This window comes from Paracoccus versutus (genome assembly GCF_000763885.1).
Lineage (GTDB): Bacteria > Pseudomonadota > Alphaproteobacteria > Rhodobacterales > Rhodobacteraceae > Paracoccus > Paracoccus versutus.
The window spans coordinates 69583-84675 of sequence record NZ_JRKO01000023.1 but is presented as its reverse complement, the minus strand read 5'-3'; the positions used below and the strand labels follow the sequence as shown (position 1 = coordinate 84675).

Sequence of the window (15093 nt, the reverse complement as noted above, 5' to 3'; positions counted from 1 at the left end):
CGTCGAAAGCCAGGTCCTGGCCCGCGCCATCCACGCCCATATCCACCGCCGGGTGTTCCTCAACGGCAACAAGACTGTGGTCTTCCCCGCCTCGCCAGGAAGCTACGCATCCGAAAGAATGGGGTGAAACAGCGCCCCCCAACCCCCAGCCCCGTTCCTCCGTGGACAAATATCCCCGCCGGAGGCAAGCAGCGGGGAAACCGGCGAAGGCCTTGCCCGCCTGTTCCCGTGCCGCCTCCCAACCTGCCATCGCTTCGCTTCCGAAGCACTCGCCGTCAAGCTCATACCCAATCGTGATGACCACGGAATCTACGGTTTCCGTCCGAGGTGCCGAGGGAGGGCGAGCGGCTCCTTTGCTGACAGGCAACGGATCCTGCGCCCGGCGGCGGAGAAGATCGGCGCGGCATGGGGTCCAGCCCGCAGCGATGGCCCGGATGAGTTCGGGGTCAGCATGGTCCTGCGCGATCGGCCCAACCGCTCCCTGCGTGGCGGATTGGCCGCGACGCCCCGAAGCCGTGCGCCTTGCCGGCGACAAGCCTGGGGCAAGGCTCTCGACAACCGGCCGTTCTGACGGGCGGCTCTAGGTCGCCATCGTTTCCCTTGCGCGCTGGACCAGCCCGCGCAGGTCATCGAGGCTGTATTCGCCGAAAGCGCCTTCGTCGCCGGCGACGAAGGTGGGGGTGCCGATCAGCCCCATGTGCTCGGCCAGCATATGGCTCATGGCGATGTGACGCTCGACCGGCTCGGCTGCCATATCGCGCTCCAGCCGGGCGGTATCGAGGCCGATGTCGCGGGCGGCGCGCATCGTGGCGGCCTCGGTCACTCGCCCCCTGGTGCGGAACAGCGCGGTATGGAACTGCCAATACCGCCCCTGTTGCAACGAGGCCAGCGAGGCCCGTGCCGCGAAATCCGAATCCTCGCCGAAGACCGGCCATTCGCGAAACACCACCCGCAGCTTCGGGTCCGAGGTGATCAGCCGGTGCATCGGCTCGACCATCTTGCGGCAGAAGGGGCAGTTGTAGTCGAAGAACTCGGACAGGGTGATGTCGCCCTGCGGGTTGCCCAGAACCGGGGCGGTCGGGTCGCGTTCCAGCGACTGGCGCAGCGCCTCGGGCATCGGGTTGGCGCGCTCTTGCGCCAGGCCCGTGCGGGGCAGGACCGGCAGGGCCAGCAGGCTTGCGCCCGCAAGGACGAGGTGACGGCGTTGCATGATCTCTCCTTCATGGTTCCGCCCCCGGTGGGTGCGCCGGGAAGCGATGGCGGCGGGGATGTCCCGCCCTTTGTAGACCATCCTGCTCAGGACGTCCGCCGTGCCTGGGCGATGGCACCGCGCAGGCGCGTCTCGTCCAGCGCGCCGGGATGGATCGTCCGGCCGATGATGAAGGCCGGCGTGCCGCGCAGCCCCAGCGCCGCCGCCTGCGCCGAGTTGCGCGCCAGCAGCCCGTCCCATTTGTCGCGTTCCGCTCGATAAGCGGCCAGCGCCGCGCCGGTGTCGATGCCGCCGTCGCCCAGCACCTGCCGGATCCGATCCTCGGAGAGCCTGGCTTCGGTCGCCATCAGCGCCTTGAGGGCCTGCGCGTAATCGCCCATCGCGGCCGCCCCGAGGACCAGCTGACTGGCCAGGACCGAGGGCGCGCCGAAGATCGGCCAGTCCCTCATCACCAGCCGGATGTCGCCGTCCTCGCCGACCACGCGGGTCAGCATGGCATGGCCCAGCTTGCAGTAGGGGCATTGGTAATCGAAATATTCGACGATGGTCAGCGTGCCCTCGGGGTTGCCCAGCACCGGATTGTCGGGATCGTGCAGCACGTCGTTGGCGGTCATTTCGGCCGCGGCGGTGCCGCTGGCGCCGTTCCCGCCTCCCCTGCTCCGGGTCAGCAGGACGGCTCCTCCGACAAGGCCCGCCAGGCCAAGGCCGGCTGTTCCGGCCAGGAGGTGACGTCGGGTGATGCTCATGTCGTTCCTCCTGTCTGAACGGGGCCGGCAGCCAGCGCATCCGGGGGCGCGGGTTGCGGCAAGGGCTGGCCCGGCGGCACCGTGCCCTTGCCGGATTCCGCCTCGCTCAGCACGACAACCTTGGTCATGCTGCCGGTCTGTCCGGCGAGGTGGATGATGTCCTGGTTGAACAGCCGGATGCAGCCCGCCGAGGTCGCCTGCCCGATCGAGGCCGGGTCCATGGTGCCGTGGATGCGGTAATAGGTATCGCCCCGGCCGTTGTGCAGATAGAGCGCGCGGGCGCCCATCGGGTTGTCGATGCCGCCTTCCAGCCCCTGCTCGACCGGGCCGTAAAGCTCGGGCTGGGTCGCGACCATGTTGTCGGTGGGCTTCCAGCTTGGCCAATCGCGCTGATAGGGGATATGCGCCTCGCCGGTGAAGCCATAGCCGGCCGCGCCCACGGCGACGGCATAGCGCATCGCCTGGTTGCCGGGCCGGACCTGATAGAGATAGCGGGCATGGGGATCGACGATGATCGTGCCGGGCTTTTCGTCGCTCCAGTAATCCACCACCTGCCGCGCCTTGTCCCCGGTCAGCAGCTTCGGATCGACGGCAGGGATATGGTGGCCGTTGTCGTCCATCGCGCCATACATGGCCGCCATCTCGGGACTGACGGCGGGCGGCGGCGGATCGGCGGGGGCTGTCGGTTCGGTCGAGGCGCAGGCCGCCAGCGCCAGCAGGGCCGCGCCCGCCCATGCGGATCGTATCGGGTTCATCGTCATTCTCCTGTCGCTTGCGCGATCATCCGGGTCAGGGCGGCGCGCGAGATCTCGCCCGTCTGCGCCGCGACCAGCCGCCCCCTGGCGTCGAAGACCAGCGTCGAGGGCAGGCCGACCGCATTCAGCGCCCCCATCAGCCGGCCATGCGGATCGCGGATCATGCCCTCGGCGGGCAGGCCCTCGGCCTTCAGGAAGGCCACGACCTGTTCGGCCTCCTCGCCCTGATTGGCGAAGACGAAATCGACGCCGGGCGTCTTGGCGGCCAGTTCGGTCATCATCGGCATCTCGCGCCGGCAGGGCGGGCACCAGGTCGCCCAGAGGTTCAGAACCACCGGCCAGTCGCGTCCGCCCAGGTGCACGCCGCGCCCGTCCAGCGCGATCAGTTGCATGTCCGGGATCGTGACCGCCGGACGTGTCAGGGTGGCGATGACGGCCTGATGCCCGGCCAGCGCCGCCGCGCTGCCAAGAGCAAGCGGCAGGACCGCGCCTCGCGCCCGTCGCAACAGCGCCAACAGGAAAACGGCGCTGCCGCCGGCCCAGCCGGCAGCGGGCAGGAAGCCTCCCTGCCACAGCTTGATCGCATCCAGAGGATGATCGGCAAAGCTGGGCCAGTTGGCGACGACGAAACCCATGCGCGCGGCTGCGATCCAGGCCAGCACGGCAAATCCCGCCCATCGGGACGCATCGCTCTTTTGCAGCCGCGCCGCGATCTCGATTGCCGCGAAGAACAGCAGCAACGCCACGACTGCGGCGAAACGCGCGCCGTCGAAGACCAGCGGGCCGATCGAGATCGCGTTCATCGGGCCACCTTCCCGATCGAGGCCAGCAGCGCGGCGCTGTCCATTGCGCCGACCAGGCGGCTGCCCGCGGCCTCGGCGCGGCTGGCGTCGAGAAAGACCATGGTCGGCGGCCCGGCGGCGGCAAGATCCCGCATCAGTGCCTGCGCCTCGGCGTCGAAGGTGCTGACATCCAGCTTGATCGCCGCCAAGCCGGCCAGCGCGGCATGGACGGCGGGATCGGCCAGAGGCCCGCGCTCGATGGCGCGGCAGGTCACGCACCAGTCGGCGGTGACGTAAAGCAGCGCCGGCCTACCCTCGGCCTGCGCCAGCGCCCGATCCAGCCCTGCGCGGGTGGTGACGGAGGCGAATTGCGCCTCGGCCGGCGCGGCGCCCGCCAGCGGTGCCAGCGGCCGCAGCGGATCTTGCGCCCCAAGCGCCGCGCCGAAGCCCTGCATCAGCCCGGCGAACAGCAGCAGCACCGCCAGCGTCGCGCCAAGCCGGCGGCCCCGCGAAGCATCGCCCTCCAGCCGGTCCAGCGCACCCAGGAAGACCGCCGTTCCGACCAGCAGCACGGCCCAGAGCGCCAGCGTGACCGGCCCCGGCAGCTCCCGCCCCGCCAGCCAGATCGCGAAGCCCAGGAAGATCACCCCGAAGGCGCGCTTGGCACCCTCCATCCAGCCGCCGCTGCCGGGCAGGATGCGCGGGCCGAAAATCCCGATGGCCAGCAGCGGCAACCCCTGCCCCAGCCCCAGCGCGAACAGCGCCGCCGCGCCCAGCATCACCTCGCCGGTCTGCGCGATATAAAGCAGCGCCCCGGCCAGCGGCGCGGTCACGCAGGGCCCGACGATCAGCGCCGAGGTGAACCCCAGCAGCATCGCCCCGCCGACCGAGCCGCGGCGGCCGCCGATACGGCCCAGGCGGGCTTGCAGCGCCTGCGGCAGCTGCAGGTCGTAAAACCCGAACATCGACAGGGCCAGCGCCACGAAAAGCGCCGCGACGACCGCGGTGGCGGCGGGCGATTGCAGCACCATCTGCAGGTTCGCCCCCGACCATGCCGCCGCCACGCCCAGCAGCCCGAAGGCCGCCGCCATCGCCAGCACATAAGCGCCCGTCAGGACCAACCCGCGCCTTGCGGTCAGGCTCTCGCCCTGCCCGGCCAGCATTCCGGCGACGATGGGAAACATCGGAAAGACGCAGGGCGTGAAGGCCAGCAGCAGCCCGAAGCCCAGGAAACCGGCGATCACCAGCGCCCCGCCGCCGCGCGCGGCCAGGCCCTGCACCAGCCCCTGATCCTGCGCCAGGGTCAGCCCGCCATCGGAAACCGCCACGCCATCCGCGGGCCACGGGCTCCAGCCCGAGCCGCCGGCACCCTTATCCGCCAGCACCCTGCCCTCCGCATCCAGCCGCACGCTTTGCGGCGCATAGCAGATGCCGTCCTGCTGGCAACCCTGCCAGCGCAGGGTGACGGGCTGGCCCGCGCGTTCCAGCCGCGCCTCGACCGCGCCGCGATAGATCTGGCCTTTGCCGAAATAGGGATCGTCATGGCTCTCGCCCTCGGGCAGGGACAGCGGCAGGCTGCGATCTCCCGCCTCTGCCGCGAAGCCGCTGCGATAGAGGTAGTAGCCCTCGGCGATGCGCCAGTTCAGCACCAGCGCGCCATCCTCGGCCGGGCTGACGCTCAGCGCAAAGGCGTCCTGGGGTTGCAGGGGCCGGGCCTGCGCCGCCACCGGAAATCCGGCGAGCAGCAGCGGCAGCGCGGCCATCAGGAAAGCAAACAATCTCGTCATCATGCCGGGCTGGCTAGGGACGCGACCTTAAGCCCAGCTTAAGCTCCGCCGACGAAAGCGTGATCGTCAAGCCAAGGGAGAACGCCATGCGCCTGCTGATCGTCGAGGACGACCCGGTCCTGTCCGATGGGCTTACCGTCGGGCTGGGGCTTTCGGGCTTCAATGCCGATGCGGTCGGCACCCTTGCCGATGCCCGCGCGGCGCTGGCGGGCGGCGGTTTCGCGGGCGTGGTCCTGGACATCATGCTGCCCGATGGCTCGGGGCTGGACCTGCTGGCCGAATTGCGCCGGGCGGGCGAACGGCTGCCGGTGCTGCTGCTGACCGCCCGCGACCGGGTGCGCGATCGGGTCGCGGGGCTGGACGCGGGGGCGGACGACTACCTGGGCAAGCCCTTCGACCTCGACGAACTCGCCGCCCGGCTGCGCGCCATGCTGCGCCGGCAGGAAGGCCGCGCGGCGGCGGTGATCGAGTGGAACGGGCTCAGCCTCGACCCCGCCACACAGGCCGGGCGGATCGGCGGGCGCGAGTTGCGCTTTTCGCGCCGCGAATTCACCATCCTGCACGCCCTGGCCGAGCATCCGGGCCGCATCCTGTCCAAGACCCAGCTGGAAGAGCGGCTCTACGGCTGGCAGGAGGATGTCGAAAGCAACACGGTCGAGGTCCATGTCCACCACCTGCGCGCCAAGCTGGGCCGGACGTTCATCGAAACCGTCCGCGGCGCCGGATACCGGCTGGCGGCGGCAGGGAAAGGGCAGCGGACATGATCTCGATCCGCAGGCGGCTGCTGACCATCCTGCTGCTGGCGACCGGCGCGATCTGGCTGTCCGCCGTCATCTGGATCCAGCATTCGACCCGGACCGAGGTCGGCCATGTGCTGGACCGGCGCCTGCAGGAATCGGCGCAGATGGTCGCCTCGCTGATCCGCCGGGGCGGCGGCATCGCCGGGCCGGAGGCGGCGGCGCTGGCCGAGGCCGCCCCGGCCCTGGCCGAGACCGGGCGCGGTTTCGCCCGCCAGCTGATCTGCCAAGTCTGGGGCTTCGACGGCCAGCTGAAAAGCCAATCCGACGGCGCGCCCGCGGGGCAGCTGGCCCGGCAGGAAGGCTTCAGCGAGCGCGCGGTCGATGGCGAGGTCTGGCGCGTCTATACCCATGTCGACCCGGACCTGGGCATCCGCGTCATGGTCGGCGATGCGCGGTCCATGCGCGACCGGCTGGTGCATGGCGTGGCGATGGGGCTTCTGGCCCCGGCCATGCTGGTCCTGCCGCTGCTGGCGGCGCTGATCTGGCTGGCGGTGCGCAGCGGGCTTGCGCCGCTGGACCGACTGGCGCAGGCGCTGTCGCGCCGCCCGGCGACCGACCTGAGCCCCTTGGGAGAAACCCGCGCGCCCACGGAACTGCGCCCGATGATCGAGGCGCTGAACGGCCTCTTCCACCGGGTCGAGGGGCTGCGCGAGCGCGAGCGCAGCTTCACCGCTTTCGCCGCCCATGAGTTGAAGACCCCGCTGGCCGGGTTGAAGACCCAGGCGCAGGTCGCGACGCTGGCCCCCGATGCCGCGACGCGCGACCGGGCGCTGGCGCAGATCGCGCAAGGCGTCGACCGCACCGACCGCATGGTGCGCCAGCTTCTGGACATGACAGCGACCGAGAATGCCATCGACGGCACGGCTCCGGCCGAGGACGGCGCAAGGATCCTTGCCGATGTGGCCGACGAACTGGCCGGGCTGGCGCAGGCGCGCGGCGTCGCGCTGCGGCTGGAAACCGGCGGGACCGAATGGCGCAGCACGCAGGGGCCGCTGCTGGCGCCGGCGCTGCGCAACCTGCTGGAGAATGCGATCCTCGCCTCGCCCAAGGGGGCGAGCGTCGAGGCGCGGCTGACGCGCGAGGGCGAGAGGATCCGCTTCAGCGTGCTGGACCGCGGCCCCGGCATCGCCGAGGCAGACCGCCCCCATGTCACCGAGCGCTTCTACCGCGGCGCGGCCAGCGCTTCGGGCGGCGGCAGCGGGCTGGGTCTCGCCATCGTCGCGGCGGCCGTCGAGGCGATGGGGGGCGAGCTGCGCTTGTCGCCGCGCAAGGGCGGCGGCGAGCAGGCCGAAATCATCCTGCCCGCCGCGCCTGCTTGAGCCTCCCACGCCCTCCAGAGCAGCATCCCCTGCTTGAGGCGCTGCGCGAAAGCTTCGAAAGCCGCGGTTGACCGGCAAGCGGACCGTCGCGGGGCGGTTCCTGGTCCCGCCGGCCATCCGGCGGGACCATCCGCGACCCATCATCGTCGCGAAGGTCGAAGGCCCGGCCCTCGCGGCGAAGTCACGCCCCTGCCCGCGTCAGCTTCTCGATCTCATCCGCGCCCAGCGTCAGCGCCGCGGCCTTGGCGAAGCTCTCGACCTGCGCCACCGTCGTCGCGCTGGCGATCGGCGCGGTAGCGCCGGGCTGCGCCATCAGCCAGGCCAACGCCACCTCGGCAGGCTTCGCACCATGCGCGCCGGCGACCTCGTCCAGCGCGGCAAGGATCGCCATGCCCCTGGGCGTCAGGTATTTCCCGACCCCGCCGCCGCGGGCGGATTGGCCCAGGTCGGCCGCCGAGCGGTATTTCCCCGACAGGAACCCGGCGGCGAGGCTGTAATAGGTCACGACGCCGATCCCCTCGGCCAGGCAGAGATCGCGCAGCGGCCCCTCGAACCCGTCGCGGTCATAAAGATTGTATCCCGGCTGCAGCACCTGGTAGCCCGGCAGGCCGGCATCCCGCGCGGCCCTGAGCGACTCCCCAAGCTGCGCCGCATCGACATTGGACACGCCGATGGCGCGGATCTTGCCGGCCTGCCGCAGCTTGTCGAAGGCCCCCAGCGTTTCCTGATAGCTGGTGCCGAGCGGGTCGGGCCAATGCGCGAAGTAAAGGTCGATGGCCTCGATCCCCAGCCGCTGCAGCGAGGCGTCGCAGGCGGGCAGGATATGCGCCTCGGTCAAGCCGCCCTCGTGCGGGGCGCCGGTGATCGAGCCGACCTTGGTGAAGATCGTCACCCGGTCGCGCATGCCGGGGCGGGCCTTCAGCCAGTTGCCGATGATCGTCTCGGATTCGCCGCCCCTGTTGCCGGGCGCCCAGGCGGAATAGCAATCCGCCGTGTCGATGGCATCGAAGCCGTGATCGACGAAAGCGTCCAGCACGGCGAAGCTCTGCGCCTCGTCGATGGTCCAGCCGAAGACATTGCCGCCGAAGACCAGCGGCATGATCCTCAGCCCGCTCCTGCCCAGATCGCGACGTTCCATGGGGGCCTCCATCCGATGTTGGTTCCGAAGGCCAGTTCCACCACGTCCGCGTGCCGGCGGCAAGCGCGGCAGGAAGGCCGGCAGCTTTCATGCAGGCCTTCGCAAGGGGCTAGTCGCCCCTGGGCAACGGCGACAGCCGGCCCATGGGTCGCGATGGCGCCGGATCACGCCGGCGCCATCCCAAGTCCCCGTCAGTGCGACCGCCCGTGGACGATGCCGTTGGGCCGATCACCGACCGGGATCGTCCGAATGACCGTGCCGCTTGCCGCCTCGATCACCGAGATGCTGTCCTCGGCGGTGTTGGTCACGAAGACATGCGCCCCATCGGCCGAGGCCGACACGCCATGGGCGCCCTTGCCGGCGGTGACGGTCCGCACCACCCGGCCGGTCGCCGTGTCGATCACCGAGACGGTGTCGTTCGGCTCTGCCTCGCTGCCCTGGTTGGCCACATAGACCCAGCGGCCGTCCGCGGTCGCCAGGACCTGGATCGGACCCGGCCCCACATCCACCTTGCCGGTGACCCGGCGGGACCGGGTGTCGATGACCGCCACCCGGTTCTCGTCGCGAAGCGAGACATAGGCCTGGTCGCCCGAAGGCGTGAAGCCCACCTGAACCGGCCCGGCACCGACCGGAATGCGGGCGAGTTCGGCCAGCCCGGCCGTGTCGATCACGGACACCGACCCGTCCCGGACATTGGCGACGTAGAGCTGCGCCTCGTCCGGGCTGAGCCGCAGGCCGTGCGGATAGCCGCCCGTCGCGATGCGCGCGACCACCTCGGCCCGCGCCAGATCGACCACGGCGATCGCGTCGCCGCCGGCCAGGGACACATAGGCGCGCCCCAGCCGGTCGGCGACCACATGGGCCGGATGCGGCCCCACCGCGACCGCCGCCGCCGGCGCCGCAAGGTCTTGCGGATCCAGGATGACGAGCAGCCCTTCGCCTGCGTCTGCGTCTGCGTCTGCGTCTGCGCCAACGCCGGCGCCATGGCCGTGGCCCTGCGATCCGTGGTCGCCCTGGGCCGCGGGATCGCCGACCGCCAGCAGCAGCCCGCCGTCCGGCGTCAGGTCGACGTTATGCGGGGCGATGGGAAGCGAGACCGTGGCGGCCGCCCCGGTGCCCAGGTCGACGGCGCTGATGGAATTGCCGCCTTCGTTGGCGGAATAGACGGCGCCCCCCAAAGGCGCGGCGGCGGCCGCTTCCCCGCCTGCCCTGGCCGTGAGCCAGGCCTGCATCTCGGCGATCTCGCGTTCCTGCGCCTCGATGATCTGGGCGGCCCATGCCTGCGTCTGCGGATCGTCCCCGTATTGCCGGACGATCCGGGCCATGTCGATCGCACCCTGATGGTGCGGGATCATGCCCTGGACAAAGGCCAGGTCGGGGTCATCGGCCATGATCCCCTCCATCATCGGCCCATGCATGTCGTTCATCGCCGCGACATTGGCCTTGGTGAAATCGGGAAGGTCGGCGGCGGCGGGCGACACCGCGGTCTGGGGCGCCTGCCCGATTTGCGCCGGGGGGTTCCCGGAGTGATGGGCGTCATGCCCGGCTTGCGCCAGGGCAAGGCCGGGCAACCCGGCCAGCAGCCCGACGGAAAGGGCGATTGCGGCTTGTCTCATTGTTGTCATCCTTTGGCAGCGCGGAACCGGCGCCGCCTTGGGGCGCGGGATTCCGCCTTCGTCTGATTGGACCGGCAGAGGGGGGACGCCCTCTGCCATGCGCGATTCAGGCAGTCGCAATCGGACGTGGCGGCCTCAGGATGCCCGCGGGGATGCGCCCCTGGCGGTCCGGCCTCCTGACGCCAAGGTGGCCGTTTTCCGGCGAGGGCGGCAGGGCCTGGGTTTCGGGAAGGATGGCAGCGGCCAGGCAGGCCTGGCAGCAATCGAACAGGCCCGGTCCGGCCGGGTCGGGATCGCAATGATCGGCGGCAGCCCCGTCGCCCGGTCCATGGGCATGCGGGCAAGGCTGCGCCATTGCCGCGGCGGCGACGTCATGATGCGGGGAATACCCGTGCGGACCGGCATGCGCCACCGGCAGCAAAAGGACGCCGCCCAGGGCCAGCAGCAGCAGCGCGACCGACAGAAGGCGCAACCGGAACGCCGCCCGCAGGCGCGGGCCGGAACAGGATCGGGGCGGTCTGGTCACGGGGCGGGCGATCATGGCGGCCTTCGATCAGATCTCCTTGGCGCCGTGGAAGCGGGCATAGGTCTTGCGGCCCGAGGCGTCGAACAGCAACACGTCGTAGGATTCGGGCTCGGTGCCGGGCAGGTCCATGCCGGGCGAGCCGGCGGGCATTCCCGGCGCGGCAAGGCCGATGGCCTGCGGCCGCTCGGCCAGAAGGCGGCGGATGGCCCTTGCCGGGACATGGCCCTCGATCACATAGCCCGCGACCTCGGCCGTGTGGCACGAGGCCAGGTCGGGCGGCACGCCCAGCCGCTCCTTGAGGGCGAAGACCTCGTCCGAGTTCACCGCGCGGACCGGAAAGCCGGCGGCGCGCATGTGGTCGATCCAGCCGCCGCAGCAGCCGCAACCGGGATCCTTGGTCACTGTCACCAGCGGCAGCGTTTCGGCCCGCAGCCGGCCAGGCAGGGCGAACGCCAGGGGAAGGACGGCCGCGGCCATCAGGACGGCGCGCCGGCTCAGGGTGTGATTTCGCATCGTCAAACCTCGCTTGCGGATGGCATTCTTCCGCCATGCCGCGCGGGACGCCAGCCACGATAAGGTGAACGGGCGCCCGCATTCCGCGGCATGGTGTCGCGAGCGCCCTGGGGCCGGCGGTCCCGCCCGATCCCCAGGGCCTGGGGCCGGCGCGACCCGAGGGGCGCGCGGCCGCCGCCGTCATTCGCCTGCGCCGGCCTGTGCCATCGCTTCCAGCAGTTCGGTGCCGTTCTTGCCGGCGGCATCCATCTCGGCCGCCCATTCCTGCGCCGCCTTCAGCAGCTGCTCGCGCCATAGCCGGACCTCGGCCTCGGGCAGTTCCGACACGGTCAGCTCGCCGCTGGCGATCAGGCTTTGGCGGATGTTCTCGTCATCCTCGTCCGTCCAGGCGCAAAAGCTCTGCTGCACGGGAAGGCCGGCCGCGGTGATCGCCTGCTGCACGTCCTCGGGCAAGGCCGCAAACCGGCTTTCGCTCATCCCGACGAACCAGCTGGAGACGCCGAACTTCACCCCGCCGACCTCATGCCTCAGTTTGCCGCCAAGCTTGTAGGCATTGGTGCTGGAATAGGGGAAAAGCGCCCCGTCGACGGTTCCGCGCGACACGGAATCGTAAAGCTCCGACGCGGTGATGCTGATCGGGATGCTGCCCACGGCCCGCAGCGCCCTGGGCAGGGCGGAGCCCGCGGCATAGATCTTGAGCCCGCCCGCGTCGCCAAGCGAGGCGACCGGCTTCGATGACGTCATGTAGCGCTGCGGCGCCGTGGTCATCGCAAACACCACCCGCAGGCCCTGCGCGCCATATTCGGCCGCATCCAGGGCGCCGCCGGGCCTTGCCAGTTCCCAATATTTCTCGGCCGCCTCGCAGGTGGTGTCGTAGAAGCTGGAAAACTCGGTCACGCCGGTCAGCGGGAACTTGTCGGGCGCGTAAAGCGGCACGATCATCGCCATGTCGGCGATCCCCGAGCGCAGCAGCCCATAGGCATCCCGGCCCAGCTGGTTGGCGGGATAGACCTCGAACTGCACGCGCCCGTCGGTCGCCTCGGTGATGGAATCGAGCATCTTCTTGATGCCCAGTTCCCAGGAATAATGGGTCTCGGGCAAGGGATGCGCCACTTTCAGCGTGATCGTCTCTTGCGCCACGGCGGGGGTGCCGCCCAGGGCAAGGACCATCGCCGCGACGCGAAAGGCGGGGAAAACAACCGATCTCATTCATTCCTCCCTATGAGCTGGTCTTGTGGTCAAGCGCGCGCAGCACGGAAAAGCCGCTTGCGCGCTCGATGATCTTGCCCGCGGCCAGCAGGACGTCCTCGCGGAACCACCGCGCGACCAGCTGGACGCCCACCGGAATGCCATCCGCCAGGCCGGTCGGCACCGCTAGGCCCGGCAGGCCGAGCGTGGCCACCGTGGTCAGGCAGGACAGGTCGCGGATCATCTCGCGATAGCGCTCGGGCGTGTGCTGGTCCTCGTCCAGCGGAATGCGGTGGCGCCACGAGACGGGGGTCAGCATCAGGTCATGATCGGCAAGATGCAGCGACCAGGCGCGCGCGATGGCAAGCTTGCGCTGATAGGCGGCAAGCGCCTCGTCGGTGTCGCGCGGCGCCGACATCTGCAGGATGTTGTCGAACACCTTGCGGGCCATGCGGTCCCCGGTCTTGTCGATGCCGGCCTGCGCCCGCCGGCTGTCGTCGACGGCCATGCGGTTGCGCATCTCTTCCAGCTCGTCGAAATGCGGCGGCATCCCCTCTTCGACGATGCAGCCCGCCTCGCTCAACGCCGCCGCCGCATGGTCCAGCGCCGCCGCCACCGCCGGGTCGGCGCCGCGGCCCCCCCAGCGGCGGAACAGCGACACCCGCAGGGGCGCGGGGATCGCCTGCTCCAGGGGCGCCGGAACCCATTGCGGATCGCGCGGATCTGGCTGGCCGAAGACCGCCAGCGCCAGTTGCGCATCGCGCACCGTGCGCGTGATCGGCCCCCAGACCGAGGTCAGCTGGTTGGTCAGGTTCCGCTCGGCCCTTTCGCTGGCGTTGCGGACCGCGACCCGCCCCGCCGTCGGCCGCAGGCCCACGACGCCGCAGGACCAGGACGGCAGCCGGATGGAACCGCCCCGGTCGCTGGCGACATGGATCGGCCCCAGCCCCAGCGCCGCAGCCGCGGCCGCCCCCCCGCTGGAGCCGCCCGCCGAGGCGGTCGCGTCGAAGGGATTCAGCGTCCGGCCGTAAAGCTCGTTATCGGTGAAGCCGCGCATCGAGAAGCACGGCGCATTGCTTTTCCCGATATAGATCGCACCGGCGCGACGCAGGTGGCCGACAGCCGGGGCATCCTCGGCCGCCAGGTTGTCGCGCATCGCCGCCGAGCCGAAATCGGTGATCTTGCCGGCCACGTCGGTATCCAGCTTGACGGTAAAGGGAACCCCGTGCAGCGGCCCCGCCGGCCCATCCTGGGCCAGCCGCCGGTCGGCGTCGCGGGCCATGGCGCGGGCCTCGTCGGCCTCGACCGAGGTCAGGGCGTTATGGGCCGCGTTCACCTCTTGCACCCGGTCCAGGACCGAATCGACGGCCTCGGCGCAAGAGATTTCGCGCCGGCGTATCCGGTCGGACAGTTCAGCCGCATCCATCATCCAGAATGGAAGCATGAATCACTCCTCCGCTGTGGCTAAGCGATGAAAACGCATTGCAGGATCGACGAGATCGCAGAGGGGTGGCCGGTTCCTCCGCGATGTCCTGACTTCTTTCGGCGCCCTTGCGCCATCCCAGGCATCATCTACGGCGGTCAGGCTATTGCCCGGCCCCGGTCTCTTCAATTTCCTTTTCCGAAAGCCGCGATTTTGCAGGACAGAATTCGGCTTGGCCGCATGGGTGCGGGCCAGCTCGACATGGCCGATGTCAATGCCGCGCAATGCCGCCATGGGTGTCGACATGGACCGGCACCAAAACGGCAGCGAAGATGATGAAGATCATGCGCCCGCCGGATCCGGGGCAACCCGCCGATCAGCGCCGAGAGCCCCGTCCTGCGGGCGCCCTTGGATATGGCGCTGCGACCAGCGCCGCGGGCCGGTCCGGCAACAGCCCGGCCGCCCCGCCCCGCCTTGGGAAACCGGCTTCTACGACGCCAGCCAGTTCTGCGCCGCCGCCGGGCGGCGGTCACGGCCAAGGGTCGCGGGCGTCATATGGTCTTCGATGTCGAGCCGTCTCAGCGCCGCGAGTGCGCTTTTCGCCATTTCGGGGGAAACCCGGCCGGTGGAATCGCCACCGGCAATTCGGATCAGCGCCTGGGTGATGGTATCCGCGCCGATCGGCGTTCCGGCCCGCGCAAGACGCAGAATCACCCGGCCGAGCGTGAAGGCAATCATGTCAGGGTTATTAGTGTAAAGCAAATCGTCACCCTCCCAATAATGTCAACCGCTTGCAAAGAATCCCCAAGCGAGAACCAATCTATAGTTGCATGTTTGCCAATCCATTCATCCAAGGCAACCATGTTGAATGCCGGGAAACCTGGAGAAAAAGGCAAGTCGCGCGCAAGGTTGGGGGAAAATGTTCATGCCGACACAACCCAGGCGATAGCCGGGCGGGCATCCAGGGAGCCGCAGGACGCGCAAGGGCGATGTTTACTTGACGTCACGCCTGAACCACTCGGTGGATCGAACTTGGCATTTATGGTATTCAGCGCCCCGAACTGTTAGCGGAAACTCTCAGCATATGTTGGCATACATCCTGGCCGGCGTCATCGGAGGCATGACGTCGGCGGTCATCACTCTTGCACTCGGCTGCGCCTGGGTTGCGGCACTCTTGTGTTACGTCGGCTTCGGCATTGCCGGGCTTACCCTGGCGGTGCTTCCGCGGATGGCGGTCCCGTCCTGGGCAAATGGCCGGACCGGGTCGCCGGAATGCGGCCCGATGAACGA

Annotated in this window: 15 protein-coding genes and 1 pseudogene; 3 read left to right on the top strand and 13 right to left on the bottom strand. The window is 69.9% G+C overall.

Annotated features, from left to right (window positions below; all coding sequences use genetic code 11):
• Positions 1 to 127, top strand: a pseudogene (gene purU, locus IT40_RS30030) (formyltetrahydrofolate deformylase); the annotation flags it as partial.
• Between the two features lie 453 nt (positions 128 to 580).
• On the opposite strand, the gene IT40_RS12165 reads toward purU, so the two are convergent.
• The 5 genes from IT40_RS12165 to dsbD all read right to left on the bottom strand — a co-directional run bounded on the left by IT40_RS12165 (position 581) and on the right by dsbD (position 5280).
• Entirely contained in the window at positions 581 to 1210 is a 630-nt protein-coding gene (locus tag IT40_RS12165; RefSeq protein WP_036755239.1) for a DsbA family protein, read from the bottom strand.
• Between the two features lie 86 nt (positions 1211 to 1296).
• A complete protein-coding gene (locus tag IT40_RS12160) occupies positions 1297 to 1956 on the bottom strand; it encodes a DsbA family protein (protein ID WP_036755204.1) in 660 nt (219 codons plus the stop codon).
• The gene (locus IT40_RS12155) at positions 1953 to 2717 is read right to left on the bottom strand and encodes a L,D-transpeptidase (protein WP_036755202.1); all 765 of its coding nucleotides are present in this window, start codon (positions 2715 to 2717) and stop codon (positions 1953 to 1955) included. The genes IT40_RS12160 and IT40_RS12155 overlap by 4 nt, the downstream gene beginning before the upstream one ends.
• Positions 2714 to 3514, bottom strand: coding sequence for a TlpA disulfide reductase family protein (locus IT40_RS12150; protein WP_036755199.1), 801 nt, complete (start codon positions 3512 to 3514; stop codon positions 2714 to 2716). The genes IT40_RS12155 and IT40_RS12150 overlap by 4 nt, the downstream gene beginning before the upstream one ends.
• A complete protein-coding gene (gene dsbD, locus IT40_RS12145; protein WP_243700219.1) occupies positions 3511 to 5280 on the bottom strand; it encodes a protein-disulfide reductase DsbD in 1770 nt (589 codons plus the stop codon). Before dsbD ends, IT40_RS12150 begins: the two co-directional genes overlap by 4 nt.
• An 86-nt stretch (positions 5281 to 5366) precedes the next feature.
• Between dsbD and IT40_RS12140 the strand changes: the two genes are divergently transcribed.
• Both IT40_RS12140 and IT40_RS12135 read left to right on the top strand, forming a co-directional pair.
• Positions 5367 to 6044: a winged helix-turn-helix domain-containing protein gene (locus tag IT40_RS12140; protein WP_036755194.1), complete on the top strand. Its 678-nt coding sequence runs from the start codon at positions 5367 to 5369 to the stop codon at positions 6042 to 6044.
• Positions 6041 to 7399, top strand: coding sequence for an ATP-binding protein (locus IT40_RS12135; RefSeq protein ID WP_036755191.1), 1359 nt, complete (start codon positions 6041 to 6043; stop codon positions 7397 to 7399). Before IT40_RS12140 ends, IT40_RS12135 begins: the two co-directional genes overlap by 4 nt.
• A 181-nt stretch (positions 7400 to 7580) precedes the next feature.
• Here the strand turns inward: IT40_RS12135 and IT40_RS12130 are convergent, their stop codons facing one another.
• The 8 genes from IT40_RS12130 to IT40_RS12095 all read right to left on the bottom strand — a co-directional run bounded on the left by IT40_RS12130 (position 7581) and on the right by IT40_RS12095 (position 14541).
• The gene (locus IT40_RS12130; RefSeq protein WP_036755235.1) at positions 7581 to 8537 is read right to left on the bottom strand and encodes an aldo/keto reductase; all 957 of its coding nucleotides are present in this window, start codon (positions 8535 to 8537) and stop codon (positions 7581 to 7583) included.
• Between the two features lie 191 nt (positions 8538 to 8728).
• A complete protein-coding gene (gene copM / locus IT40_RS12125) occupies positions 8729 to 10153 on the bottom strand; it encodes a CopM family metallochaperone (protein WP_243700217.1) in 1425 nt (474 codons plus the stop codon).
• A 106-nt stretch (positions 10154 to 10259) separates the two neighbouring features.
• The gene (locus IT40_RS12120) at positions 10260 to 10679 is read right to left on the bottom strand and encodes a hypothetical protein (RefSeq protein ID WP_147307305.1); all 420 of its coding nucleotides are present in this window, start codon (positions 10677 to 10679) and stop codon (positions 10260 to 10262) included.
• 27 nt (positions 10680 to 10706) lie between these two features.
• Entirely contained in the window at positions 10707 to 11192 is a 486-nt protein-coding gene (locus IT40_RS12115; protein ID WP_036755182.1) for a DUF411 domain-containing protein, read from the bottom strand.
• Positions 11193 to 11372: 180 nt separating this feature from the next.
• Positions 11373 to 12401: a type 2 periplasmic-binding domain-containing protein gene (locus IT40_RS12110; RefSeq protein WP_084197072.1), complete on the bottom strand. Its 1029-nt coding sequence runs from the start codon at positions 12399 to 12401 to the stop codon at positions 11373 to 11375.
• Between the two features lie 10 nt (positions 12402 to 12411).
• On the bottom strand, positions 12412 to 13824 hold the full coding sequence (locus IT40_RS12105; protein ID WP_036755177.1) for an amidase: 1413 nt from the start codon (positions 13822 to 13824) through the stop codon (positions 12412 to 12414).
• Positions 13825 to 13827: 3 nt separating this feature from the next.
• Complete coding sequence (locus IT40_RS28580) at positions 13828 to 14109, bottom strand: hypothetical protein (RefSeq protein ID WP_147307304.1); 282 nt, start codon at positions 14107 to 14109, stop codon at positions 13828 to 13830.
• A gap of 183 nt (positions 14110 to 14292) precedes the next feature.
• Positions 14293 to 14541 (bottom strand): hypothetical protein, encoded by a 249-nt coding sequence (locus IT40_RS12095; protein ID WP_036755171.1) that lies wholly within the window; start codon positions 14539 to 14541, stop codon positions 14293 to 14295.
• Positions 14542 to 15093 lie beyond the last annotated feature (552 nt).